General features: G+C 68.2%; 20 protein-coding genes and 2 pseudogenes. 8 read left to right on the top strand and 14 right to left on the bottom strand.

The features are described 5' to 3' along the window. Positions 1 to 241: 241 nt before the first annotated feature. The gene (locus tag LPC10_RS24860; RefSeq protein WP_231344919.1) at positions 242 to 988 is read left to right on the top strand and encodes a sigma-70 family RNA polymerase sigma factor; all 747 of its coding nucleotides are present in this window, start codon (positions 242 to 244) and stop codon (positions 986 to 988) included. Between the two features lie 46 nt (positions 989 to 1,034). Here the strand turns inward: LPC10_RS24860 and LPC10_RS24855 are convergent, their stop codons facing one another. The 4 genes from LPC10_RS24855 to ilvN all read right to left on the bottom strand — a co-directional run bounded on the left by LPC10_RS24855 (position 1,035) and on the right by ilvN (position 5,243). Beyond that, positions 1,035 to 1,874: a class II glutamine amidotransferase gene (locus LPC10_RS24855; protein WP_231344918.1), complete on the bottom strand. Its 840-nt coding sequence runs from the start codon at positions 1,872 to 1,874 to the stop codon at positions 1,035 to 1,037. 133 nt (positions 1,875 to 2,007) lie between these two features. Continuing rightward, complete coding sequence (locus tag LPC10_RS24850; protein ID WP_231344917.1) at positions 2,008 to 3,777, bottom strand: N-acetylglutaminylglutamine amidotransferase; 1,770 nt, start codon at positions 3,775 to 3,777, stop codon at positions 2,008 to 2,010. A gap of 215 nt (positions 3,778 to 3,992) precedes the next feature. Beyond that, positions 3,993 to 4,637 (bottom strand): glutathione S-transferase family protein, encoded by a 645-nt coding sequence (locus tag LPC10_RS24845; RefSeq protein ID WP_231344916.1) that lies wholly within the window; start codon positions 4,635 to 4,637, stop codon positions 3,993 to 3,995. A 63-nt stretch (positions 4,638 to 4,700) separates the two neighbouring features. Next, a complete protein-coding gene (ilvN, locus tag LPC10_RS24840; protein WP_108942706.1) occupies positions 4,701 to 5,243 on the bottom strand; it encodes an acetolactate synthase small subunit in 543 nt (180 codons plus the stop codon). A 106-nt stretch (positions 5,244 to 5,349) separates the two neighbouring features. Between ilvN and LPC10_RS24835 the strand changes: the two genes are divergently transcribed. After that, on the top strand, positions 5,350 to 6,249 hold the full coding sequence (locus LPC10_RS24835; protein WP_231344915.1) for a methyltransferase domain-containing protein: 900 nt from the start codon (positions 5,350 to 5,352) through the stop codon (positions 6,247 to 6,249). Positions 6,250 to 6,321: 72 nt separating this feature from the next. On the opposite strand, the gene LPC10_RS24830 is transcribed toward LPC10_RS24835, so the two are convergent. The 4 genes from LPC10_RS24830 to LPC10_RS24815 all read right to left on the bottom strand — a co-directional run bounded on the left by LPC10_RS24830 (position 6,322) and on the right by LPC10_RS24815 (position 12,745). After that, positions 6,322 to 8,097 (bottom strand): acetolactate synthase 3 large subunit, encoded by a 1,776-nt coding sequence (locus LPC10_RS24830; RefSeq protein ID WP_231344914.1) that lies wholly within the window; start codon positions 8,095 to 8,097, stop codon positions 6,322 to 6,324. Positions 8,098 to 8,426: 329 nt separating this feature from the next. Beyond that, positions 8,427 to 9,911 carry a methyl-accepting chemotaxis protein gene (locus tag LPC10_RS24825; RefSeq protein WP_370644614.1) on the bottom strand — a complete coding sequence of 495 codons (1,485 nt, stop codon included), beginning with the start codon at positions 9,909 to 9,911 and terminating at the stop codon, positions 8,427 to 8,429. Between the two features lie 349 nt (positions 9,912 to 10,260). Then, positions 10,261 to 11,757, bottom strand: coding sequence for a YdiU family protein (locus LPC10_RS24820; RefSeq protein ID WP_231344912.1), 1,497 nt, complete (start codon positions 11,755 to 11,757; stop codon positions 10,261 to 10,263). Between the two features lie 484 nt (positions 11,758 to 12,241). Next, the gene (locus LPC10_RS24815) at positions 12,242 to 12,745 is read right to left on the bottom strand and encodes a ferritin-like domain-containing protein (protein WP_003598253.1); all 504 of its coding nucleotides are present in this window, start codon (positions 12,743 to 12,745) and stop codon (positions 12,242 to 12,244) included. Positions 12,746 to 12,929: 184 nt separating this feature from the next. On the opposite strand from LPC10_RS24815, the gene LPC10_RS24810 reads away from it, so the two are divergent. Then, a complete protein-coding gene (locus LPC10_RS24810) occupies positions 12,930 to 14,288 on the top strand; it encodes an MFS transporter (protein WP_231344910.1) in 1,359 nt (452 codons plus the stop codon). Here the strand turns inward: LPC10_RS24810 and LPC10_RS24805 are convergent. Further along, a complete protein-coding gene (locus LPC10_RS24805) occupies positions 14,221 to 14,634 on the bottom strand; it encodes a hypothetical protein (RefSeq protein ID WP_231344909.1) in 414 nt (137 codons plus the stop codon). The genes LPC10_RS24810 and LPC10_RS24805 overlap by 68 nt on opposite strands. A 499-nt stretch (positions 14,635 to 15,133) precedes the next feature. Between LPC10_RS24805 and LPC10_RS24800 the strand changes: the two genes are divergently transcribed. The 4 genes from LPC10_RS24800 (at position 15,134) to LPC10_RS24785 (ending at position 21,188) form a co-directional block, all read left to right on the top strand. Beyond that, positions 15,134 to 15,655 (top strand): hypothetical protein, encoded by a 522-nt coding sequence (locus LPC10_RS24800; RefSeq protein WP_231344908.1) that lies wholly within the window; start codon positions 15,134 to 15,136, stop codon positions 15,653 to 15,655. A gap of 119 nt (positions 15,656 to 15,774) precedes the next feature. Then, a complete protein-coding gene (locus LPC10_RS24795; RefSeq protein ID WP_231344907.1) occupies positions 15,775 to 16,149 on the top strand; it encodes a hypothetical protein in 375 nt (124 codons plus the stop codon). Positions 16,150 to 16,229: 80 nt separating this feature from the next. Next, positions 16,230 to 17,957, top strand: a complete 1,728-nt coding sequence (locus LPC10_RS24790) for an efflux RND transporter periplasmic adaptor subunit (protein ID WP_231344906.1) — start codon at positions 16,230 to 16,232, stop codon at positions 17,955 to 17,957. Between the two features lie 12 nt (positions 17,958 to 17,969). Then, the gene (locus tag LPC10_RS24785; RefSeq protein ID WP_231344905.1) at positions 17,970 to 21,188 is read left to right on the top strand and encodes an efflux RND transporter permease subunit; all 3,219 of its coding nucleotides are present in this window, start codon (positions 17,970 to 17,972) and stop codon (positions 21,186 to 21,188) included. 186 nt (positions 21,189 to 21,374) lie between these two features. Here the strand turns inward: LPC10_RS24785 and LPC10_RS24780 are convergent. After that, positions 21,375 to 21,611, bottom strand: a pseudogene (locus LPC10_RS24780) (transposase); the annotation flags it as partial. 1 nt (position 21,612) lies between these two features. On the opposite strand from LPC10_RS24780, the pseudogene LPC10_RS24775 reads away from it, so the two are divergent. Continuing rightward, a pseudogene (locus LPC10_RS24775) lies at positions 21,613 to 22,041 on the top strand (IS630 family transposase); the annotation flags it as partial. Here LPC10_RS24775 and LPC10_RS24770 read toward each other — a convergent pair. The 4 genes from LPC10_RS24770 to LPC10_RS24755 are packed head-to-tail and all read right to left on the bottom strand — an operon-like array spanning position 22,001 to position 25,586. Then, positions 22,001 to 22,963 carry a nitrilase-related carbon-nitrogen hydrolase gene (locus LPC10_RS24770; protein ID WP_231344904.1) on the bottom strand — a complete coding sequence of 321 codons (963 nt, stop codon included), beginning with the start codon at positions 22,961 to 22,963 and terminating at the stop codon, positions 22,001 to 22,003. The pseudogene LPC10_RS24775 and the gene LPC10_RS24770 overlap by 41 nt on opposite strands. Before the next feature lie 49 nt (positions 22,964 to 23,012). Further along, on the bottom strand, positions 23,013 to 23,150 hold the full coding sequence (locus LPC10_RS24765) for a DUF2474 family protein (RefSeq protein ID WP_231344903.1): 138 nt from the start codon (positions 23,148 to 23,150) through the stop codon (positions 23,013 to 23,015). Further along, complete coding sequence (cydB, locus tag LPC10_RS24760; protein WP_231344902.1) at positions 23,150 to 24,157, bottom strand: cytochrome d ubiquinol oxidase subunit II; 1,008 nt, start codon at positions 24,155 to 24,157, stop codon at positions 23,150 to 23,152. The genes LPC10_RS24765 and cydB overlap by 1 nt, the downstream gene beginning before the upstream one ends. 10 nt (positions 24,158 to 24,167) lie before the next feature. Beyond that, positions 24,168 to 25,586 (bottom strand): cytochrome ubiquinol oxidase subunit I, encoded by a 1,419-nt coding sequence (locus LPC10_RS24755; RefSeq protein WP_305080621.1) that lies wholly within the window; start codon positions 25,584 to 25,586, stop codon positions 24,168 to 24,170. Positions 25,587 to 25,624: the final 38 nt, after the last annotated feature.

Genomic DNA, 25,624 nt, shown 5'->3' with positions numbered 1-25,624 from the left:
GACAACCTTGTCCGTAGAATGATGACCGCCATGACTGGGAATAACGTAGGCCAGGTTGTCTTTGACGAAGGACATATGGTGCGGCCGGCCCGTTTTCGGTCACGTCCACATGCCTCTGAACAACGATACGCTCTTTGGAGCCCTGATAATCTATGTTGGCGCAAGGCACAGCAAATCGCGGGACAAGTCCGAAGCCGGGGCACAAGCCCCTGCCCAAGTCCGTGATCTGCCACAGGACCTGATGCAACAGACTGCCCTTGACGAACTTGCCTCGCCCCTCGACGACGAGGTGCCGACGCTCCCCCCTGAGGTTCAGCAACGCCTCGGATCCCTCCTTGCCGAAGCCTATGCGCGAATGCCGGGTCATCCGAATGCGGAGGCCGGCCGTTTCGACGCCCTTCTGGCTCGGCTGGAGACCGTCCTCGTCGCCCAGGAAGGCAAGGACGAGGAATCGTTCCGGGCGTCCATCATCGAAATGACGCCGCGGCTCTACAACTTCGCCATGTCGCTGACGAAGAATCCGTCGGCCGCCGACGATCTCGTGCAGGACACGTTCCTTCGGGCTTGGCGCAGCCGCTCCCGCTTCACCGTCGGTACGAATCTCGGCGCGTGGCTGTTCACGATCATGCGCAACGCCTTCTATTCGCGCCACCGCAAGGAGGTGCGCGAGGTCGCCGACAGCGACGGCGATTACGCCGAGCGCCTCGCCGCGGCCCCCGAGCAATCGGGCCATGTCGATCTGATGGATGCGCAGACGGCGCTGGCCAAGCTGCCGCTGCCGATGCGCCAAGCGCTGATCCTCGTCGCGATCGAGAACCTCAGCTACGAGGAAGCGGCGACCGTCATGAATTGCCGCATCGGCACGGTGAAGAGCCGTGTCTGGCGTGCACGCGAACAGCTCGCGCAGATCCTCGGCTACAGCGCCGCCGATGTCGGCTCCGACAGCATGACGCTCTCGGCCGTCGGCGGCTCGACCTGGATGGCCTGACCCTCGGCGATCTGAGGCGCCGAGTCCGGCTCGGCGCCCGCTCCCATCAGGCGCTCATCTGCAATTGGAGCTGCGGCAGGCGCGACGTCCGTGCAAGGCCGAACTCCTTGAGCGACACGACCTCGACCAGCGCGTCCTTGCGGGCAATGACGACGCTGTTGTCCGGCACCGGCGTCCAGGTCGCGTGCTCCTTATCGAGCGGCTCCGAAACGACGACGACGCCGTCCGCCGACTGCCGGTAATACATGCTGTTGGCCGCATCGTTGGCGGCGTAGCGGAAGGCGTAGAGGTCGCGCCCGTCGGCGAGCGCCGCCGTGAAGCGGAATGGGTGCCCCCCCTCGATGCCGCCGACCATCTCGGTGACCTTGGCCAGTGCCAGAGCCGTCGCGGTAATCGGGTCGCGCTCGACCTCCGAGGCCATCAGGCCTTGCCCGAGGATCGCCAGGAACAGAGCCTCCGAGTCCGTGGTGCCGTTGCGCGAGGGATAGAGCTCGTCCGGAATCAGCGCCTCGATCGGGCGGCGCAGTCGCGCCCAGTCGCCGACATAGCCGTTATGCATGAACAGCCACGGCCCGCAGGCGAAGGGATGGCAGTTCGGCCGGGTGATCGGCGTGCCGGTCGCCGCCCGCACGTGGGCGAAGAACAGGTGCGAGTGCAGGTGGCGGCAGATGTAGCGCAGGTTCTCGTCCGACCAGGCCGGTTGCACCTCGCGGAAGCGGCCGGGCTCGGGATGGTCACCGTACCAGCCGAGGCCGAAGCCGTCGCCGTTGGTGCTCGCGGTCGATTCGAGCGCCTTGATGCTCTGCGAGACCAGCGAGTGCGCCGGCTCGGTCACATAATGTTCGAGCGGGATCGTGCGGCCCCGATAAGCGATCCAGCGACACATCGTTTCGGGTCTCCCACAGCGTTCCAGCGCATCGCGCATCGGGGATGATCGTGGAGAAACCGCGTCACCTTGAGCGCAGCCGCGCGCGCCGGTCCAGCGCGGCGGGTCATGCGGGCAACGCGGCAGCGGCGGATCAGATGCCGTGCGATTGCAGCCACGCTTCGAGCAGCGCCACCTGCCAGAGCTTGGAATTGCCCTTCGGCGTCAGCGTCCCGTCGGGATCGGCGAGCAGGCGATCGACGTAAGTTCGGTTGAAGATGCCGCGCGCGCGCGCCGCCGGCCGGTCGAGCACGTCGCGCACGAAATCCATGAACGGCCCTCGAATATGCTTGAGGGCGGGCACCGGGAAGTAGCCCTTCGGCCGGTCGATCACCTCGGCCGGCACCACGGCGCGGCTGGCCTCCTTGAGGATGAACTTGCCCCCGTCGCGCACCTTCAATTTCGCGGGGATGCGGGCAGCAAGTTCCACCAACTCATGATCGAGGAAGGGCACCCGCGCTTCGAGCCCGCAGGCCATGGTCATGTTGTCGACCCGCTTGACCGGATCATCGACGAGCATGATCCGCTGGTCGAGGTCGAGGGTCTTGTCGATGGCGCTCGCGCTGTTCGACTCTGCAAAGAAGCGGGCGATGAAGTCGCGGCTGTAATCCTCATCGACGAAATCGGGGGCCAGCGCCTCGCGCATCTCCGCGTGGTCGCGATCAAAATAGGCGCGGGCATAATCCGCAGTCGGGTCGGTCGAACCCATCAGCTTCGGATACCAGTGGTAGCCGCCGAACACCTCGTCGGCGCCCTGGCCGCTTTGGATCACCTTCACGTGCTTCGACACCTCCTGCGACAGGAGCAGGAAGGCCACCGCGTCGTGGCTCATCTGCGGCTCAGCCATGGCGTGGATTGCCGCCGGCAGAGCCTCCAAGGTGCGCGAGCCGTCCACGACGAGCTTGGCGTGGTCGGTCTCGAATCGTTCTGCGATGATGTCGGAATACTTGAACTCATCACCCTCGACGCCGTTCACCGCGTCGAAGCCGACCGAGAAGGTCTTCAACCCGCGTTGTCCGTTCTTGGCCAGGAGCGCGACAATGACAGAAGAGTCGAGGCCGCCCGAGAGCAGCACACCGGTCGGCACGTCGGCGATCTGGCGGCGGGCCACCGCGATGGCGAGCGAATCCAGCACCGCCGCGCGCCAATCCGCTTCCGTCATGTGGCGGTCCTCCTCACGCGGGCCGACCGTCAGCGTCCAGTAGGTCTCCTCCCGGCGGGAGCCGTCCGGCTCGAAGGTCAGGGTCGTCGCCGGATGGACCTTCCGCACACCCTTGAGGATCGTCAGCGGTGCCGGCACGCCGGCATGCCAGCTCATGTAATGGTGGAGGGCCACCTTATCGATCGTGGTGTCGACGTCGCCAGCCGCGAGCAGGGCCGGCAGCGAGGAGGCGAAGCGGAAGCGCCGGCCCGTTTCGGCGTAGTAGAGCGGCTTGATGCCGAGCCGGTCGCGGGCGAGCGTCACGCGGCCCGAATCGCGCTCGTGAACGGCGAAGACGAACATCCCGAGGAAGCGCTTCACGCAATCACGGCCCCAGGCGTGAAAAGCCTTGAGCACGACCTCGGTGTCGCTGGTCGAGAAGAAGCGGTAGCCCTTGGCGACAAGCTCCTCGCGCAGGTCCTTGTAATTGTAGATGCAGCCGTTGAAGACGATCGAGAGTCCGAGCTCGGCATCGATCATCGGTTGCTGGCCGGCCTCCGACAGGTCGATGATCTTCAGCCGGCAATGGCCGAACAGCACGCCGCCCTGGCCATGAACGCCGCCGGCATCGGGGCCGCGGGGGCGCAGCACCTCCATCATCGCCCGCACGGCGTTCGCATCGGCCGCCCCGCCGAAATTGATCTCTCCGCAGATCCCGCACATCGCCGCCGGCCGTCCTCGTTTCGTGCTCGGTGCCCGAACCTGAGCGTGAGAACCGGGCGGCGCCCGACACGTTCCCTTCCGCCCCCGCAACCCCGACCCTCGTTCGGTCCCGCACGGCCAAGCCGCCTGAGCCGCTCCGGCCAAGCGCTTTTCCAGCCATCACCGGAGGTAGGGGGACGGGCGCGTCGACGACGAATCGAGGCCGGGCCGGCGCCTCAGGCCGGCAGCGTCAGCCCCTCGCGGGCGAAGACGGTCCGAACGGCGGGGCGCTCGGCCATGCGGCGGGCCTGCGCCGTCCAGGCCGGGAAACGGGCCGGCATGTCGAAGCCGATGACGGGACCGCGAGCCCAGATCCAGAACACCATCAGGTAGGCATCGACGACGGAGTAGCGTTCGCCGAGCGCCCAGTCTCCGTTCGAGAGACGCACCTCGGTCATGGTGCAGAGATCGCCGAAGGTGTCGGTCCCCTTGGCTCGGATCTCCGGGAAGGCCGCCTCGTCGGCGCTGTAGCGCTCGGGACGGCGGACATGGGCGTAGGCGATGTGATGACCGGTCGAGAGCCACGCCATCCATTCGTCGGCCGCCGCCTGGCCGCGCAGATCTTCCGGCAGCAGGCCGGCCTCGGGATGCGAGCGGGCGAGATGGCGCAGGATCGCCGCGTTCTCGGTGAGCACCCAGCCGTCCTCGTAGAGCGCCGGCACGCGCCCGCGCTCGTTGACGGCGAGATATTCCGGCGCTCGCTGATCGCCTTTGGCGAGGTCGAGGCGGATCGTCTCGTAGGGCGCGCCGATCTCCTCCAGCACGATGTGGGAGGCGAGCGAGCAGGTGCCGGGGGCGTAGTAGAGGGTGCGGACGGTCATAGGCCTTCGTATCGCTGCGGACGACGGTCGGCTTTAGCTAGCGCCGTCCGCACAAACGTGCAGTTACAGCGGCTCCGCGCCGCGCCCCATGGCGGCGATGCCGGTGCGGGAGATCTCCACGAGGCCGATCACCGTCAGCAGGCGGATGAAGCGGTCGATCTCCTCGGTCGAACCGGTCAGCTCGAACACGAAGGAGTTGAGGGTCGCATCGAGCGTGCGGGCGCCGAATGCCGAGGCGAGGCGCAGGGCCTCGCTGCGATGTTCACCGGTGCCGGCCACCTTCACGAGACAAAGCTCTCGCTCCAGCGCCTGCCCCTGGAGAGTCAGATCGACGACGCGGTGGACCGGCACGAGGCGGTCGAGCTGCGCCTTGATCTGGTCGATCACGGCATTGGTGCCGGTGGTGACGATGGTGATGCGCGAGAGGTGGCGCGCCTCTTCCGTCTCCGAGACGGTCAGGCTCTCGATGTTGTAGCCGCGGCCGGAAAACAGGCCAGCGATGCGGGCGAGCGCGCCGGGCTCGTTGTCCACGATCACCGCTAGGGTGTGGCGGTTGACGGTCTCGATCCGCGTCGGCTCGGGGTAGTGCGTGTTCATCGCGTTCATCGTCTGGCGTTCCTCAACTTGAACCCTGTGTGTTTCTGCCTTCGCCACTTCAGGTCGGCACCGTGATGCTGGACCCACCTGCCGGTGGCGTGATACCGGCCGCGCCATGGATCGGCGCCAGCGTGTTTTGAATCTTGTCCTGCCGCAGGGCCGAACCGGCGTCGAGATCGGCCCTCTCACCAACCCTCTCATCCGCAAGGACGAGAGCGAGGTGCTCTACGCCGACCATCTGCCGACGGATGCGCTGCGCCGCCAGTACCAGGGCCATCCGACGCTCGGCCCGGCCGGCACCGACGGGATCCATCCGGTCGATATCGTGCTGGGTGAGGGCGGCTTGTCGGAAGCGCTCGGTTCGCGCGGGCCGGTCGATTACATCGTGGCCTCGCACGTCGTGGAGCACGTTCCCAACCCGATCGGCTGGCTGCGTGAGGCCGGCGACGCCCTCCGGGAGGGCGGTGTGTTCTGCCTGATCGTGCCCGACAAGCGCTTCACCTTCGACCATTTCCGCACTCCGACGACCGCCGGCGCGCTGGTCGCCGCCCATCTCACCGGCCTTCGCAAGCCGCCGCTGGCCACCGTCTACGAGCATTTCGCCCGCGCCAGCCCGGTCGATGCCGGTGCGATCTGGAGCGGCCGACCGGTGCCGCTCAGGCCGATCAGCGGCGGACCGGCCGAAGCCCTCTCGATCGCCGCCGGCCTCGCCGAGACCGGCGCCTCGGTCGATGTGCATTGCGCGGTGTTCACGCCCTTCAGCTTCGCCGAGATCCTCACGGAGCTGATCGGCCTCGACCTGCTGCCGTTCGAGTGCGCAGCCCTTGAGCCGACCCGCCCCTGGGAGAGCGAGTTCTTCGTGCTCCTGCGCAAGCGCAGCGATCGGAACGCGGCGGAGCGCGCCGCGAGCGTGCCGCGGCTCGATCCGCACCGCCACGACGCCCTGCCGCGGCCGACATGGCCGCAGCGGATCGGCCAACGGCTTCCGCGGCGCTGGCGACGGGCCTTCCGCTAGGGAAGGGCCCGCCACCACCGATCGAGGCGTCCGGTCCATGGCGCGCGTGCCGCGTGACGGATGCCGGCCCGATCAGACCAGCATCTTGCCCTCGGCCGAGATGACATCGCCGAGCTCCACCCCGGTCTCGCCGAGATAGTCGGACAGCAGCATTTCGTTGTGCGCCTTGCCCGACGGGATCATCGGGAAGCAGTTCTCGGTCTTATCGACGATGCAGTCGAAGATCACCGGCCCGTCATAGTCCAGCATCTCCTGGATCGCGGCGTCGAGCTCGCCGGGCTTCTCGCAGCGGATGCCCTTGGCGCCGTAGGCCTCGGCCAGCTTCACGAAGTCGGGCAGGCTCTCCGAGTAGCTCTGCGAGTAGCGCGAGCCGTGCAGCAGCTCCTGCCACTGGCGGACCATGCCCATGTACTCGTTGTTCAGGATGAAGATCTTGACCGGCAGCCGGTACTGCACCGCCGTCGACATCTCCTGGATGTTCATCAAGATCGAGGCCTCGCCGGCGATGTCGATGACGAGCCCGTCCGGGTTGGCGAGCTGCGTGCCGATCGCCGCCGGCAGGCCGTAGCCCATGGTGCCGAGGCCGCCGGAGGTCATCCACCGGTTCGGCTCATCGAACTTGAAGTACTGCGCCGCCCACATCTGATGCTGGCCGACCTCCGTCGTGACGAAGGTCTTGCGATCCTTGCAGGCCTCGTAGAGTCGCTGCACCGCGTATTGCGGCTTGATGATCGTGCCCGAGGGCCAGTAGGCGAGGCAGTCGCGCGACTTCCAGCGGCTGATCTTGTTGAACCAATCCTCCATGCGGCCCTTGTCGGGCTGCTTCGGCAGGGCGCGCCACTGGGCGAGCATCTCCTCCAGCACCGCGGCGCAATCGCCGAGGATGCCGACATCGACCTTCACGACCTTGTTGATCGAAGAGGCGTCGACATCGACGTGGATCTTCTTCGAGTACGGCGAGAAGGCATCGAGGCGGCCGGTGATGCGGTCGTCGAAGCGCGCGCCGATGTTGATCATCACGTCGCAGTCGTGCATCGCGAGGTTCGCCTCGTAGGTGCCGTGCATGCCCAGCATCCCGAGGAATTTTTCGTCCGAGGCCGGGAAGGCACCGAGGCCCATCAGCGTGGAGGTGACCGGGAAACCGGTCTCCGCGACGAGCTCGCGCAGCAGGCGCGAGGCTTCCGGCCCCGAATTGATCACGCCGCCACCGGTGTAGAAGATCGGCCGGCGCGCGCCCGCCATCAGCTCGACGGCGGCACGGATCTTCTCGGAATCACCCTTGACCGGCGGCTTGTAGGTCTTGTGGCCGTCCTGCGCCGGGCGGGAGTAGACGCCGCTCGCGAACTGAACGTCCTTCGGCAGGTCGATGACGACCGGGCCAGGGCGTCCATGGCTCGCGACGTAGAACGCCTCGTGCAGGATGCGCGGCAGATCCTCGATCGATTTGACGAGGTAGTTGTGCTTCGTGCAGTGCCGGGTGATGCCGACCGTGTCGCATTCCTGAAAGGCATCCGAGCCGATCAGGTGCGTCGGAACCTGGCCGGTGACGGCGACGAGCGGGATCGAGTCCAGCATCGCGTCGGTGAGGCCGGTGATGATGTTGGTCGCGCCCGGTCCCGAGGTGACGAGGACGACGCCGACCTTGCCCGACGAGCGGGCATAACCCTCGGCCGCATGGACCGCGCCCTGCTCGTGGCGCACCAGCACGTGCTTGATCGTGGTCTCGTCGAAGAGCGCGTCGTAAATCGGAAGCACGGCACCGCCCGGATAGCCGAACAGGGTGTCCACCCCCTGATCCTGGAACGCCCGGATGACCATCTGGGCCCCGGTCATGACCTCGCCGCTCATCGACTCCTCCATCAATCCGTTCTTCGTGTTCCGATCCGCATGCCGGCCCGTTGGATTTCGCGCAATAAAAAAGGGCCCCTAGGGGACCCTGCATGCGCCACCGACCGGGCCTGTCGGGCTTGAGATCAAGCCCGCCCCGTCCGTGGCGCTTCCACTACGATAAGAACCGTGCGCATCGTCGATCCGTTCGCCGCTTCCCCGCCGGATTCTGGCGAGGGTCTCTCAGCAAGTGAGGGGCGGGGAGTAAGCGATACGCATCGCTCCGTCAATCCGCGCCGCTGGTCTTTGCGGCGTCGCCCGCATTTTGTGCGTAGCGCCGCCGCTTTACCTCAGGCCGCCCGCACGGTGCCGAGGAAGCGAGCCACCTCGGCGCTGAGATGCTCCGATTGCCGCGACAATTCGGAGGCGGAGGACAGCACCTGGGCCGCCGCCGCGCCGGTCTCCTCGGAGGCGCGCGCCACGCCGGCGATGTTCGAGGTCACGGCGCCGGTGCCGCTCGCAGCCTGGGCGACGTTGCGCACGATTTCCTGCGTCGCCGCCCCCTGCTCCTCGACGGCCGCGGCGATCCCGTTGGCGACGTCGCTGATCTCGCGGATACGGGCGGTGATGCCGCCGATCGCGGCGACGGCTTGGCCGGTCGCTCCCTGAACGCGGCCGATCTGGCCGGAAATCTCCTCGGTTGCCCGTGCCGTCTGGTTGGCGAGTTCCTTCACCTCGGCCGCGACCACGGCGAAGCCGCGGCCAGCCTCGCCGGCGCGCGCCGCCTCGATGGTCGCATTGAGCGCGAGCAGGTTGGTCTGTCCCGCGATGGTTGCGATCAGGCCGACGACGTCGCCGATCCGGCTCACGACGGCATCGAGTTCATGGACTAGGATCGCGGTCCGATCCGCCTCGGTGACTGCGCCTGCGGCGAGGTCGGACGAGTTCGAGACCTGGCGGCCGATCTCCTGCACCGAGGCGCCGAGCTGCTCGGCGGCGGCCGCCACGGTGCCGACATTCGAGGCGGCGTCCTCGGCTGCGCCGGCGACGTGCCCGGATCGGGTCGCGGTCTGGCGCGCCGTCGCCGCCATGGTCTCGGCCGTGACCTGCAGCTCCGTGGCGGAGGCTGCCACCATGCCGACGATGCCGCCCACCGCCTGCTCGAACCCTTCGGCGATGGCGCCGAGCGCCCGCTTGCGCTCATCCTCGGAGGCGGCGCGGGCCAGCGCGCTCTCCCGTTCGAGTTCGCGGGTGCGGATCAGGCTCTCCTTGAACACCTGCACCGCGGCGGCCATGGCGCCGATCTCGTCCCGCCGGCTCAGGCCGGGCACCTCGGCCGCGATATCGCCCTCGGCGAGCCGGGTCATCGTCCGGCCCAATCCGTCGAGCGGACGCAGGGTACGGCGGATGGCGAGCCAGAGCAGGACCATCGCCGCCGCGATCATGCCGCCGCCCACCAGGGCCGCCTGACGGGTCATCCGGTCGAGCCCGGCCAGGACGTCGCCCCGCTTCAGGCCGACATAGAGGATGCCGGTGACATGACCGTCCGCGCCGAGGATCGGCTCGTACAGAGTCAGGTAGGGCATGCCGAGAATGTCCGCCTCGCCGCGATAGATCCCGCCGCGACCGAGCACGGTGTCGTGAACAGGGCCGGGGGCGAGCCGGGTGCCGACCGCGCGGCTGCCATCGGCCTTGCGCACCGTGGTGGCGGACCGGACCTCGCCGGTGAAGACGGTCGCGGTCCCGCCGGTCACGCTCTCGACACGATCGACGGCGGCGTTGAGGTCCGGTTTCTCCCCGGCCGCGTGCTCCATGCCGGCCCGGAGCAGGCGCATGGAGCTATCCAATGAATCCGCCGCCCGGGCGTGCATGACGGCGCGTGCTTCAAGCAGAAGGTTGCCGCCGACCGCGAGGGTCGCCACCAAAACGAAGAGGCTGCCAAGCAGGGCAACGCGGGCAGCCAGCGTCAATCGAATCGTTAGAGGCGAGCGAACGGGGTCCGCCATGATGTACTCCTCGATCGCATCGCGGAAGATGATGTATCGAGGGCGGGAAGTACGGACGTATCGTTACCGAATGATTGATCGAGGATGGACTTACCCATAGTGCAAAATTAACATACACTAAGGAATTTATATTCATCAGATCTGATCACAGCGCGATGATTCGAGGAAAGAATTCTTCTCAGGTCCCACAGAAAGTTCGATAGCCGCGTCCGCCGCCTTCGGGAGCCTCCGCAAATTGCGCAAAGTCGGGCTGGTCGTCAAAGGGCCGGGCGAGGACCTTCAGCAAAGTCTCGAACGGTGCGAAATCCTGGCGCTCGACCGCTGCCTCGATCATCGCCTCCACGCGGTGGTTTCGCGGAATGAAGGCAGGATTGGCCGTGCGCATCATCTGCCGCCGCGCCGTGCCATCACCCGGCTCTTCGGCAAGCCTGCGGTGCCAGCGCTCGGCCCAACGGTCGTAGGCGGTCGGATCGATGAAGAGGCTGCGCACCGCCTCGATGGCGGCCGGATCGGGAGCCTTGCCGGCCTCCGGCACGGCGTCGCCGAGGCGCCGGAAGGTGAGGGTGAAGTCGGCTTCGTTCTCGGCCATGGTCTTCAGAAGGTCGCCAGCGAGGGCGGCATCGCCGTCCCGCGTCGTGGCGACCCCGAGCTTACGATTCAGCCCACCGTGATAGGCGGTCTCGAACAGTGCGGCGAAGCCGCTCAGCGCGGCCTCGGCCTCGGCCACCGCCCGCGTCTCGTCGTCCGACAGGAGCGGCAGCAGCGCTTCCGCCAGCCGGGTGAGATTCCACAAGGCGATGCGGGGCTGGTTGCCGTAGGCGTAGCGCCCGTGCCGGTCGATCGAGCTGAAGGCGGTCGCCGGATCGTAGGTGTCGAGGAACGCGCAGGGACCGTAATCGATGGTCTCGCCGGCAATCGACATGTTGTCGGTGTTCATCACGCCGTGGATGAAGCCGACCGTGAGCCAGCGGGCCACCAACTCGGCCTGCCGGCGGATCACGCCTTCGAGAAAGGCCCGGTAGGGGTTGTCGGCGTCCGCCGCCGCCGGATCGTGCCGCGCGATGGCGTGGTCCGCGAGTGCGCGAAGGCCCTCGACATCGCCGCGGGCGGCGAAGAACTGGAACGATCCGACCCGGATATGGCTCGATGCGACCCGCGTCAGGACGGCGCCGGGCAGGACCGTCTCGCGGATCACCTGCTCGCCCGTGGTGACGGCGGCCAGCGCGCGGGTGGTCGGGATGCCGAGGGCATGCATGGCCTCGCTGACGAGATATTCACGCAGTACGGGCCCGAGGGCGGCACGCCCGTCACCCCGGCGGGAGAACGGCGTCGGGCCCGATCCCTTGAGCTGGATGTCACGCCGCCGCCCGTCGCGGCCGACGACCTCCCCGAGCAGAATGGCCCGACCATCGCCGAGCTGCGGCACGAATTGTCCGAACTGGTGACCGGCATAGGCCGCCGCGAGCGGCTCGGAGCCCTCCGCGACGTGCTGCCCGGCCAACACGGAGACACCCTCCGGACTTTCAAGCCGCACAGCGTCGAGCCCGAGATCCTCGGCAAGCGCTCGATTGAGCCGTATGAGCCGCGGTGCCTCGACCGGCGTTGGCGCGATCCGCTTGAAGAAGCGGTCCGGCAGGCGCGCGTAGCTGTTGTCGAAGGGGAAGAGGGCGGTCATCGGCGGTACCGGCGCGGGAAAGACTCGAAACAGAACAGAGGGAACCGCGCGGACACGCGCAAGGTCCACGCCCGTGGTTTCAGGGCGTCGTCCGGCGCGACATCGCTGCCGGATGGACCTGCCGTCGAAGCGGCTCTGGACATGGTCGGCCCACTTTTCCGGCGCGGCGACGCCGCGAGGAATTGATCGACAACGCCGCGTCCGGAAATTTAAAAGGGCGCTCGACTGAGGCATTCGAGACGGAAGAGACCGCGCCCGTTTTCGCCGGCCGGCACTCGTCCGTCGGGGACGGTGTCGGCCGAACGGAAGCGAGGGGCGGCTCAGCCGCTCCCTGCCTTGTTCGATGGCCGCGCCGCATCCTCGGTCGGCGGGGAATGGGGACCGGGCTGCGGATCGGATCGCGGCCGGTCGATCCCCGGGACGGGCCCCTGCGCGGGCGGCACGGAACGATCGTCGGAAACGGGACGCTCCGGCTCGGCCATGATCAAGCGGCCTTCTGGTTCACCCGGCTCTCAGCCAGTGCCGTGAGCTTCTGATCGGTCGCCTTCTCCTCGTCTAGCGTCTGCTGGAGCACGGCGGCGCAATCGTCCCGGCCGAGCCGCTTGGCCCAGGCGACGAGGGTTCCGTAGCGGGCGATCTCGTAATGCTCCACAGCCTGCGCCGCCGCGAGAAGCGCCGCATCGAGCACTTCTTTATCGGCGACCTCGCCCGCGGTCTCGTTGGCCTCCTTGATGATCCCGTCGATGGCAGGGCAATTGACCGCCTTCGGCTTGTGACCGTGCATCTCGAACACCTGCTCCAGGCGCTTGATCTGCCCTTCCGTCTCACGCAGATGCGTCTCGAAGCCCTGGCGGAGCTGCGCGTTCGTCGCCTTCCCGATCATCGTCGGCAGAGCCTTGGTGATCTGGTTCTCGGCGTAATAGACGTCCTGCAAGGTGTGGACGAAGAGGTCGTCCAGCGACTTGATGTCCTTCGTGAACAGACCCATGGCGTCCTCCTGTCACGATTGTCGGGGTCGTGCGGGAGCAGGACCCGTGACAGGAGAAGCCCGGCCGCGCGGCGGCGGTTCCGAGGGACGCTCAGGCCGGCGCTGCTCGATCTGAGCCCGCTTCTATCCGGCTGCCGGCAAGTTCGTTACGAGGGCCGGACGATGTGAAGGGTAGGACGAGCGAATGGCGGATGCGCTCACGGGCAAGGTGGCGCGGCGCCTGCTGCCCTTCCTGATGCTTTGCTACTTCTTCGCCTATCTCGACCGGGTGAATGTCGGCTTCGCCGCTCTCACCATGAACCGGGATATCGGCCTCTCGGCCACGGCCTACGGGCTCGGCGCGGGGCTATTCTTCCTCGGCTACGTCGTCTTCGAAGTGCCGAGCAACCTGATCCTGGAGCGGGTCGGCGCGCGGATCTGGATCGCGCGGATCATGGTGACGTGGTCGCTGATCTCCGCCTCGACGGCGTTTGTGACCGGCGAATGGTCGTTCTACCTCGTCCGCATCCTCCTCGGGCTTGCCGAGGCCGGCTTCTTTCCCGGCATCATCCTCTACCTGACCTACTGGTTTCCCGCCGCGCAGCGCGCGGGCATCGTCGGCACCTTCATGATGGCGGTCCCGCTCTCGGCGGCGATCGGCGCGCCGCTTTCCGGCCTCGTCATGAGCCTCACCGACGGTTGGCTCGGCCTCGCGGGATGGCAGTGGCTCTACCTGCTGGAGGCCGCCCCCAGCCTGGCTCTCGGCCTTGCGACCCTGTTCGTCCTCACCGACCGGCCCGAACGCGCCACCTGGCTGACCGACGCGGAGCGGGCAACCCTCATCGCGCGGATGGCGGAGGATCATCGCCTGCGGCCGGGCCGGACGGCCCATCTCAGCGACGCTCTGCGCGACCCGCGATTGCTCGGGCTCGGGCTGGTCTATTTCGGGCTCAGCACCGGCCTCTACGCCGTCGGCCTATGGTTGCCGCAGATCGTGAGCAGCTTCGGCTTCTCGACGACGGCGACGGGCTTCGTCACTGCCGTTCCCTATATCGTCTCGGCGGCCGGGATGCTCGCCTGGACGCGGCGCTCCGATCGTAGGGGAGAGCGGGTCCGCCACGTCGCCATCCCGACCGTCGCCGCCGGCCTCGCCCTTCTCGCCGCGAGCCAGGCCGGTACGCCGCTCCTCACCATCGTCACGCTGAGCCTGGCGGCTTTGGGGGTGTTCGCGGCGCTGCCGACCTTCTGGACCCTACCGACGCGGCTGCTCAGCGGAACCGCGGCGGCGGGCGGCATCGCGCTGATCAACGCGCTCGGCAGTCTCGGCGGCTTCGCCGGGCCGGCCCTCATGGGGTGGGTCCGCGACGCAACCGGGCGCTTCGACGACGGTTTGGCCGCGGTGGCCGTGGTGCTTATCGTGGCGGGCGCGTTGGTGCTGCGCATCGGCCGTGAAACCGAACGCGATATGGCCCCGACGGCCGATCCTGCAGGAGCGCTCAACCGGTCGAGGGAGACCGCGAAGCACGGGACGGCGGTAGGAGCGACGAAGCGACGATCGGATTGACCGGACGCTGAACGCGCACCTTGCGCTGAAGCACCGCGTGGAGATCCCCCGGAAGCGCGGCCGGCTCATCCTCGGCTTCGCTGCCTGCCGTCGCGTTCCCTTCGAGCGGCGTTGCGACCGGGCTCGGCACGATGGCAGGCCCGGCTTTCCGGCGCGGCATGAGGCGGGACACCCCGAAGAGAAGGAGCCCCAGGCACCCCCAGCCGAGCGATGCGACCGAGGGCTGACCGGCGAGCATCATCACGAGGAGGCCGCCGATGGCGGCGGCCACGCCCAGCACTCGAAACTCGGAATCAGGAAGACTCATGATCGCGTCGTACGCCGCCGCAGTTGCCGAGCCGTGCATGCGGCCTGTCGAATTTGAGATATCGGCCGGACCCTATGTCCTTCGAGGCCCGATACCGCGGCCGTATGAGCGGCGCAGGACTGGCGCTCTCGGCTGGAACGAGAAGCCCGGCCGTCCTGGTGAGACTGCGTAGCTTCGTGAAGCCGCCGGTCGCTTTCATCGTATTGGAAGCCCACGCGCCGCGTTTCGCAAACCGTCATGCACCCAGCCAGGACGAGCGGCCGCTGAACCGGTCCCGCGCGTACCCGTAGCGACGGAGAAGAGCGCGTCGTTCGATCAGATCGTGCTCACCCACGCCGTGGCGAAAGTTCTTATCCTTCCCTTCACTTCGGTCATTTTGGATGGCAATCGGCTGCCGGGATCCGATGCGATCTCCGCTGCGTGATCGGGAGCAGTCGGCAAGCGATCGAAAGAACACCGCCGACGGCCTCATCCTGCGGCGAACACGGCATCTCGGACGATCTCATCGCGTTGACTTGCCGCGACCCGCGAAGACGTGATGATCCGGCTTCTCGCAGGGGTCGCGATGATCGAGAAACCTCGTCAGCGGACGGGAGAGAGGGGCAACCGGATGCATGGACGACGGCCCGCGACCGCTCCTGACACACCCCGGCAGGCGCTGGCGACCCGCCTCTCGCACGAGATGATCGCGGCCGAGCGGCAGGGATTCGGGACGTCGACGGTCTGGCTCACGCGCGACGAGACCGACTTGATCTGCGAGGCCTTGCGGATGGTGGCGGGAAGCGATGCGGCCCGCCTGGATTTCCTGGACCGCTGCGCCACCGCCATGACCGCCCACGACGGAGTGGTTCGAAACTGGCGCCTGTCCATCGACCAGGATGGCTTGGTGCTCGACGCGTCGCCTGAGACACGCCGGTCGGTCACCGCGCCCGGCGGACACGCCTCCTGCCGAGAGGCCATCGACGAGCGGATCGACGAGTTGGACTCCGCCCGAGCCGTTCCGGGCGAAGACCGGCCGATCCGTGAACGACGCCTGAACGACGCGCCCAAAAGAGCCTGACGGAACGGCAGACCCTGATCGGGCCCGATCGGCCGGCACCGGCCTTTGTCTCACCGGCCGGGCTCGTGCCGAAAAAAGCCCATGCTCGACCGGCACGGAAATGCTATGCACGCCGGATCATGACGGCCACCCGATCCTTCTGGCGCTCGCTGCTGACGGTCTTTCAGATCGTGGCACTCGTCGCCTTCGCGGTGGCGGATGCCGGGCACGCGCACGCGGGAACGGCACATGCCGGCCATGTCGCGTCCGCACATGCGGAAGCGGCCGGAGCGCAGGCGCTCGGCAGTCTCGCGGACCATGCCGAGCCGATCGGCGATAAGGCGGCATGCGGCGCTTGCAGCCTGTGCTGCGGTCATGCGTCGTTCGTCCGGTTGGACGCCGCTGCAGTGATGCTCGCGCCGCAGCCCGGCCGGACCTTGTCCGGAACCCCGACGGTCGCGTTCGAGAGCGTGGCCCGCGAGACGCCGTCGGAACCCCCTCGAACCTTCGCCTGAGGTCCGCGCTCCGACGCGCGCTCTGAGCGGCGGCCCCTGACGGCTGCCGCCAGCCTCTCTGGCGAAGGCTCAGTTTTTCCATGCGTTTTTTCTCCGCCGCCGCCCTGCGGATGGCTGTCCTCGCGCTCGGCCTGTCGGCCGGGACGCCGACGATGTCCCTTGCCCACGAGGGCCACGATCACGGCAACGAGACGCCGGCCGCGCCGGTGGCCGCCGCGCCGCGCGGTGCTTCGAGCACGGACGCGCTCGAACTCGTCGCCATTGCCCGCAACGGCCGGCTGGTGGTCTTCCTCGACCGCGCGGATTCCAACGCGCCGGTCACGGACGCCGTGGTCGAGGCCGAGACTCCGGAAGGCCCCGCCAAAGCCCTGCCTCTGCCGGACGGCAGCTACGGGCTCGATGCGCATTGGAGCCAGCATTCCGGTGCGCACGACGTGCTCTTCACCGTGACGGTGAACGGAAGCGCCGACCTGTTCCCGGTGACACTGAATGTCCCGGAGCCGCCACCAGCGCCACCCGCAGCGGGTGCCTCGGCCTGGGCAGCCGGCCTCGCGGCGGCTCACGACTTCCAGAGCCACCTCAAGGAAGCCGATCCGCTCGCGTTCGCCATCGGTGGCGCCGGCTTCGTCCTCGGCATCGCCGTCACGCTGCTGATGCGCAGGCGGCGCTACTTGCCCGCCACGGCCCTGGTCGCGCTCGTCTTGGCCCTTGCGCTCGCCCCCCGCGCCTTCGCGGCCGAGGGCCACGACCACGGCGGCAGGCCCGCGCCCCACGCCTTGCCGATGGCCGCGCCGTCCACCGGCGGACAGGATCTGGCACGACGCCTGCCGGATGGGGCGATCTTCGTGCCCAAGCCGACCCAGCGGGTGCTCGCGGTCCGGACCGTGGTGACCGCCTCCGATACGCTCCGCCGCACCGTCGAGCTGCCGGGGCGCATCGTTCCCGATCCGAGCGCCAGCGGCGTCGTCCAATCCTCGGTCGGCGGCCGGCTGTCGCCACCGGAATCCGGCATCTTCCCGCGCCTGGGCACGCGGGTGCGCAAGGGTGAGGTGCTGGCCTATGTCACGCCGCCGGTCCAGGCGGTGGATGCCTCCGACATGCGCCAGCGCCAGGGGGAACTCGATCAGCAGATCGCCATCACGGAGCGCCGCGTCGAGCGCTACCGCAAGCTCGCGCCGGGCGGCTCCGTCTCGCAGGTCCAGCTCGAGGATGCCCAGGCCGAACTCAAGGGCCTGCTCGACCGCCGCGCGGCCCTCGACAACATTCGTCAGAAGCCGGAAGCGCTGGAGGCGCCGGTTGACGGGGTCATCGCCGAGGCGAACGCGGTGGCCGGCCAGATGGCGAGCCCCGGCGTGCAGGTCTTTCAGATCGTCGATCCTGCCCGCCTCTGGGTGGAGGCCCTGAGCTTCGATGCGCTGGCCGGTGGGCAGGACGCCACGGCCCGGATGGCCGACGGACGGATCCTGCGGCTCGCCTATATGGGGGCGGGCTTGGCCGACCGCAGCCAGGCGGTGCCGATGCACTTCGCCGTGCTCGGGGGCCCGCCTGAGCTGCGCACCGGACAATTTATCACCGTGTTGGCCGCGACCGACGCGCAGCAGGAGGGCTTGGCCCTGCCGCGCACCAGCGTGGTCCGCGGCGGCAACGGGCAGAGCATCGTCTACGAGCACGCCGCGCCCGAGCGCTTCGAGCCGCGCGAGGTCCGGGTCGAACCGCTCGATGCCGGGCGGGTCCTCGTGGTGTCGGGGATCGCTCCGGGCAAGCGGATCGTCAGCCAGGGCGCCGAACTCCTCAATCAGGTCCGCTGAGGAGGCCCGCCGATGTTCACGCTCCTCGTCACGCAGTCCCTGCGCAACCGCCTGCTCGTGCTGGCGCTCGCCGCCGTCCTCGTCGTCTACGGCGCGTTTACGGCGACCAAGCTGCCGGTCGACGTCTTCCCCGACCTCAACCGGCCCACCGTCACCATCATGACGGAGGCCGAGGGGCTCGCGCCCCAGGAGGTGGAGCAACTCGTCAGCTTCCCGGTCGAGACGCAGATGAACGGCCTACCCGGCGTCACGCGGGTGCGCTCGGTCTCAGGCGTCGGCCTCTCGGTGATTTATGTCGAGTTCGATTGGGGCACCGACATCTACCGCAACCGCCAGCAGGTCTCGGAACGCCTTGCGATGGTGCGGCCGCAACTGCCGCCGACGGTGACCCCGATGATGGGTCCGGTCTCCTCGATCATGGGCCAGATCGTGATGGTGGCGCTGAGCGGCGGCTCGGTCTCGCCGATGCAGTTGCGGGAGCTGGCCGATTTCACCATCCGGCCGCGTCTGCTCTCCATTCCGGGCGTCGCCCAGGTGATCCCGATGGGCGGCGAGGTGCGCCAGTTCCGCGTCGCCCCGCAACCGACGGCCCTGCGGGCGCTCGGCGTCACCCATGCCCAGTTGGAAACCGCGCTCGCGCAATTCGGCACCAATACCGGCGGCGGCTTCACCGATCAGTACGCCCGCGAGTACCTGATCCGGAATCTCGGACGGACGATGAACCTCGACGACCTCCGGAACATGGTGGTCGCGACGGTCAACAATCGGCCCGTCTACCTGCGGCAGGTGGCCGACGTGTCCTTCGCGGCGCGGGTGAAGCGCGGCGACAGCGGCTATATGGGCGCGCCCGCCGTCGTGATCTCGGTGGAGAAGCAGCCGGGTGTCGACACGGTCCGCCTCACCCGCGAGGTCGAGGCGGCGCTCGCCGAGATCACGGCGAGCCTCAACACGTGCGGTCCCGACGCCGACAAGCGTAGTCCGGGTCAGCTCGGTACCGAACCGGCCGGCGAAGCCTGCGCCTTCAAGGGCGTGCGCGCCGACCAGATCATTTTCCGCCAAGCCAAGTTCATCGAGACGTCGATCCGCAACGTCGAAACGGTGCTGGTCGAAGCGGTGGTCGTGGTCGCAATCGTCCTGTTCGCCTTCCTGCTCAACGTCCGCACCACCGCGATCTCGCTCACGGCGATCCCGGTCTCGATCCTGGCGACCGCCGTAGTGTTCCACGCCTTCGGGCTCTCCATCAACACGATGACCCTCGGCGGTCTCGCCATCGCCATCGGCGAGCTCGTCGACGACGCCGTGGTCGATGTGGAAAACATCTTCCGACGCCTCGGCGAGAACCGGCGGGCCGGAAATCCGAGGAGCGTCTTCGACGTGGTGGTCGCGGCCTCGAACGAAGTGCGTTCCGGCATCGTCTACGCCACGATGGTGATCGTGCTGGTCTTCGTGCCGCTCTTCGCCCTGTCCGGCATCGAGGGCCGGCTCTTCGCGCCGCTGGGCCAAGCCTACATCATCTCGATCCTGGCGAGTCTCCTCGTCTCGATCACGCTGACACCGGTGCTCGCCTACTATCTGCTGCCCGGCCTCAAACGTCTGGAGGAGCACGACAGCCGCTTCCTCAAAGCGCTCAAGCGCGGCAACGCCGCCCTGCTCAGGGGCCTGCTCGGGCATGCCCGCCCCGTCATGGCGGTCGCCGCGTTCGCCGTGGCGGCGGCCGGTCTCGCGGCCTTCTTCCTTCCGCGCACCTTCCTGCCGCCGTTCAACGAGGGTTCGTTCACGGTCAACATGACCTTCAATCCCGGCATTTCGCTCGCCGAGAGCAACCGCATCGGCCTCGTGGCCGAGCGCCTGCTTCTCGAGATGCCGGACGTCCGGTCGATCGGCCGCCGCACCGGCCGGGCCGAACTCGACGAGCATGCGGAGGGGGTGCACTCCTCCGACCTCGAGATCGACCTCAAGCCGGGGGCCCGGCCCAAGCCCGACCTCGTTGCCGATATCCGCGGGCGCCTCGCGGTGCTGCCGGTCAACGTCAATGTCGGCCAGCCGATCTCGCATCGGCTCGACCACATGCTCTCAGGCGTGCGCGCCGAGATCGCGCTCAAGATCTTCGGCGAAGATCTCGACACCCTGCGGGCGCTGGCCGAGGACCTGCGGCAACGCTTCGCCGATATCCCCGGCATTGCCGACCTGCAGGTCGAGAAGCAGGTGCTGATCCCGCAGCTCGAAATCCGCGTCGATTACAATCGCGCGGCCCTCTACGGCGTGCAGCCCGCCGCCCTGGTCGAGCAGTTGAGCCGTCTCTCGAACGGCCAAGTGGTCTCGCGGGTGGTGGACGGCTACCGCCGCTTCGACGTGGTGATGCGGCTCTCCGACGCGATGCGCACGACGCAGCGCCTCGGAGACCTCTTGATCGAGACGCCGTCCGGCTGGGTGCCGGCCCGCCAGATCGCCGACATTCGCGAAACCGACGGGCCGAACCAGATCCTGCGCGAGAACGCCCGCCGCCGCATCGTCGTGCAGGCCAACACGCAGCCCGGCGCCGACATGGGCAAGATCGTCGAGGCCATTCGGGAGAACGTCGCCGCAGCAAGCCTGCCCAACGGCTACACGACGCGCCTGGAGGGCTCGTTCCAGGCGCAGGCCGAGGCGAGCCGCACGATCGGTCTCCTGTCGCTCCTCTCGCTCGCCCTCGTCTTCGCGCTGCTCTACAGCCGCTACCGTTCGGTGACCTTCACGCTGATCATCCTCGGCAGCATCCCGCTCGCCCTGATCGGCTCCGTCGCCGCGCTGTGGCTCGCCGGGCAGCCCCTGTCGGTGGCTTCGATGATCGGCTTCATCACGCTGACCGGCATCGCCACCCGCAACGGCATCCTCAAGATCAGCCACTACCTGAATCTTGCCATTCACGAGGGCATGCCGTTCGGGCGCGAACTCGTCATCCGCGGCAGCCTGGAACGGCTCGCGCCGGTCCTGATGACCGCGCTGTCCGCCGGCGTCGCGCTGGTGCCGCTGCTCATCGGCGCCGACGCTCCGGGCAAGGAAATCCTGCACCCGGTGGCGGTGACGATCTTCGGCGGCCTGATCAGCGCGACGCTGCTCGACACGGTGCTGACGCCGGTCCTGTTCCTGACCTTCGGCCGAAAGCCCCTGGAGCGGTTGCGACAGGATGCCCGTCACCGGCCGCACGCGTCGCCGGTGGCCGCCCAGCGCACACCGTTCGAGGCGTTCTGAGCCGTTCTCAGCGTCGAACGGTGAGCGCTTGCCCATCGAATGGCGGCGTTAGTGAGATGTCTCACCGTCCGGGCTCGCTGACACCGGAAGCCGCCTCTCATTCGAGCGAAAGCCACCCAGATCTGCACCGTCGAGAGCATGGGAGACGAGTTCTACGGCATGATCCCCGTCCGATGCAGGCGGAGAGCAGCGTTCGACCAGACGGCGCGCTTTGTAGAGCGCCTTGTCGAAGTCATACTTCCAGGCGCGCGAGGGGTTGTCCGGAATCACAGCCTTAGCGCCTAAGTCAGCGACGAGCTTGCGCAGCCGGTCGCTGTCATAGGCGGCATCGGCCAGGATCACGTCAGCCGGCAGATCCTTCAGCAGCGTCTCGGTCTGTGGCGCGTCGCCCTTCTGTGCAGCCGTGAGGGCAAAGCGCACCGGTCATCGGAACGGTGAGTGCATCCGTTTCCTCAACGCCGTCGAAGCCGCCGTGCCGGCCGGCAAGACGATCCACGCGATCCTCGACAACGACGCCACCCGCAAGCCCCCGCAGGTGCGCGCGTGGCCGGCGCGTCATCCGCGCTGGACCTTCCACCTCACCCCGCCCTCCGCATCTTGGCTCACCGCGGTCGAGGGCTTCTTCTCCGCCCTGACCCGCCGCCGCCTGCGGCGCGGCACCTTCACCGGCGTCGTTGATCTTCAGGCCGCCATCAAGCGCTAGATCGCTGAGCACAACAGTCGCGCCCGGCCCTTCACTTGGACCCACCCGGCGGCCGAAATCGTCAGGGCCGTCAGCAGACTTGCGGGAATGATCCGTCTGCGTCAGTGCTTTACGTTTGGTCCTCATAGTCGCCGGAGCCCCTCGCCGTGACGGGTTCGAGCGGTCGCTCGTTCACGCTGAGGCTGAAGATGTCCGGGCGCGCGTAGTGGCCGACCACGTCGAAATCGAACTTGCCGCGGACGATGTCCGCCCGGTCCAGTTCGGCGAGTCGCACGCTCTCGCCCTCGAAATCGGGCTCGATCAGGACGTTCCCCAGGGGACCCACGATGCACGAGCCGCCACGGATCAAGACCGTTGCCAGGTCGTCGCCCTGGACCGCAGCGTAGTCGACCGGGCAATCCTTCCGGAGGAGGTATTGGCTCGCCGACACGACGAAGCACCGCCCCTCAAGGGCGATGGTCTGCATCGTCGGTAGCCACGTGGCGCGGTCGTCGACCGTGGGGGCGCAGTAGATCTCGACGCCCTTGGCGTAGAGCGCCGTGCGCAGGAGCGGCATGTAGTTCTCCCAGCAGATCGCGGTCCCGATCCGGCCGAGGGGCGTGCCGGCGACATCGAGCGTCGAACCGTCGCCGAAACCCCAGACGAGCCGCTCCGAGGCGGTGGGCATCAGCTTGCGGCGGCGTGATAGGAGCGCGCCGTCGGGCCCGAACGTCAGGGCACTGCAGTAGAGCGTGCCGCCGGCCCGCTCGATTACGCCGACGACGATGTGCAGCTTGCCGGCGCGGGCGACGGCGGCGATGGCCTCGGTCGCAGGCCCTGGTACGTCGATGGCGCCCGCGTGGTAGCGGAGGAAGTCGTCCCGGCCCGCCGGGGTGCGGGAGCCGATCCGGGCACCGAAGTCGAGCCCCTTCGGGTAGCCGCCGACGAACGCTTCGGGGAACACCGCCAGGTCGGCGCCGCGGGCCGAGGCGTCGCTCGCGAGGTCCGCAAGCTTGTCCAATGTCCGCGCGGTGTCGAACAGGATCGAGCCGGCCTGCACCACGGCGGCCGTGACGACGGGTTTCGCGGTCATCGGTTTCAGCTCCTCGAACGGGAGGCGGTCGGGACCGGGCGCCGCGGGTTCAGCCGGCCTTGAGCCACGCCCGCAGGAGACCGGCGACGAGACCGAGCGAGAGGATGCTGCCGGCCCACAGGGAGGCGAACCACACGAGGCGGCGCCACAGCGGGGTCGGCCGCTCGGGAGCGGCGCTGGTGCCCATCAGTGATACCCCGCCGCGTCGACCTTCCCGCGGAAGACCCAGTACGAGTAGGCCGTGTAGGCCAGGATGACCGGGATCAGGACGGACGCACCGACGAGCAGGAAGACCTGGCTCGAATGCGGAGCCGCCGCCTCCCAGATCGTGATCCGACCCGGCACGACGTCCGGGAAGATGCTGATCCCGAGCCCGACGAAGGACAGCAGGAACAAGCCGAGCGACAGCAGGAACGGCGCTCTCTCCGCCCCACCGCGCAGGAGGCGGAAGAACAGGAACGAGGCGAGCGCGACGAGGAGCGGCACCTGGGCGGTGAGCAACACGTTCGGCATCGCGAACCAGCGCTCCCAATACCTGCCTTCCAGGAAGGGCGTCGCCGCGCTGACGGCGGCGATCGCCGCGACCGTGGCCGCGCCGAGCCGGAGCGAGAAGATGCGCGCCCGGTCCTGCAGGCTCCCCTCCGTCCGCATCACCAGCCAGGTGGCGCCGAGCAGGGCGTAGCCGCAGACGATGCCGAGCCCGACGAGCAGGCTGAACGGGGTGAGCCAGTCCCACCAGCCGCCCGCATAGGCGCGGCCCTCGACCTTGATGCCTTGGAGCAGCGCGCCGAGGGTGATGCCCTGGGCAAGCGCCGCCACGACTGAGCCCCCGGTGAACGCGACGTCCCAGAGCGCCCGGTGGCGCGGGTCGCGCCAGCGGAACTCGAACGCGACGCCGCGGAAGATCAGGCCGAGCAGCATCGCGATAATCGGCGCGTAGAGGGCCGGCATGATCACCGCGTAGGCCAGCGGGAACACCGCGAACAGGCCGCCGCCGCCCAGCACCAGCCAGGTCTCGTTGCCGTCCCAGACCGGTGCGATCGAGTTCATCGCGGTGTCGCGCTCGTGTCCCGGCCGGAAGGCGGGGAACAGGATGCCGATGCCGAGGTCGAAGCCGTCCATCACGATGTAGGCGAAGACCGCGAAGGCGATGATGAGCGCCCAGACCACCGTCAGGTCGATATCGGCGAGCATGACGGGCTCCCTATTCGGCGGGGCGGAGGGTGCGGTCGCGATCGACCGAGGGCGCGGGCGTGATGCCGGCGGTGCGGATCGGCGCGCCGGGCTCCATCCCGTGCTCGCCCCGGTGCGGCGACTTCGCCATCAGATGCAGGATGTAGAGGATGCCCATCCCGAACACGGCGAAGTAGACCAGCACGAAGGCGGTGAGCGAGGCGGCGACGGCGGGCGCGTGGAGCGGCGAGGCGGATTCCGCCGTGCGCAGCAGGCCGTAGACCGTGAAGGGCTGGCGCCCGACCTCGGTGGTGATCCAGCCGGCCACCACGGCGACGAAGCCGGCCGGGCCCATGCCGAGGGCGAAGCGGTGCAGGGGCGCCCACTCGTAGAGCCTGCCCCTGTAGCGGGCGAGCAGGCTGACGCAGCCGAGCAGGAGCATCAGCATCCCGAGGCTCACCATCACCCGGAAGGACCAGAACACCACGGGCACCGGCGGCCAATCCTCCCGCGGCACGCTGTCGAGACCCTTCAGGGGCTCGTTCAGGCCGTGCTTGAGGATCAGCGAGGAGAGCTTCGGGATCTCGACCGCGTAGCGCACCGTGCCGGCTTCCTGGTCGGGCAGGCCGAACAGGACGAGCGGGGCGCCGTCCGGGTGGCTCCGGAAGTGGCCTTCCATGGCCATGACCTTGGCGGGCTGGTGCTCCAGGGTGTTCAGGCCGTGGGCGTCGCCGACGAGGATCTGGATCGGCGCGACGACGGCGAGCATCCACATCGCCATCGAGAACATCGTCCGCGCGCCCGCGTTGGCGCGGTCGCGCAGCAGGTGCCAGGCCCCGACCGCGCCGACGACGAGCGCGGTGGTGAGGTAGGCCGCCAGCACCATGTGGACGAGGCGGTAGGGAAACGACGGATTGAAGACGATGGCCCACCAGTCGACCGGGACGAACTGCCCGGCGGCGTTGACCGCGTGTCCCTGCGGCGTCTGCATCCAGGAGTTCACGGACAGGATCCAGAACGCCGAGAAGAAGGTCCCGATGGCCACCATCAGGGTGGCGAGGAAGTGCAGGCGTGGCCCGACCTTGCTCATGCCGAACAGCATCACCCCGAGGAAGCCGGCCTCCAGGAAGAAGGCCGAGAGCACCTCGTAGGCCATGAGTGGGCCGAGCACCGGTCCCGTCTTGTCGGCGTAGACCGACCAGTTCGTGCCGAACTGGTAGGACATGACCAGCCCGGACACGACGCCCATGGCGAAGCCGATGGCGAAGATCTTGATCCAGTACCGGAACAGGTCGATGAACACTTGGCGGCCCGTGGCCAGCCAGAGCCCTTCCAGCACGGCCAGATAGCTGGCGAGGCCGATGGAGAAGGCCGGGAACACGATGTGGAAGGCCACGGTGAACCCGAATTGCCACCGTGCGAGCAGCAGGGCGTCAGCGTCCGCCAGCATGTCGGTCACCTCGTTGCGTCTGTCGTCGGGGCGAAGCC

Source organism: Methylorubrum sp. B1-46 (assembly GCF_021117295.1).
GTDB lineage: Bacteria > Pseudomonadota > Alphaproteobacteria > Rhizobiales > Beijerinckiaceae > Methylobacterium.
This window is presented reverse-complemented; position numbering and strand designations above follow the sequence as displayed.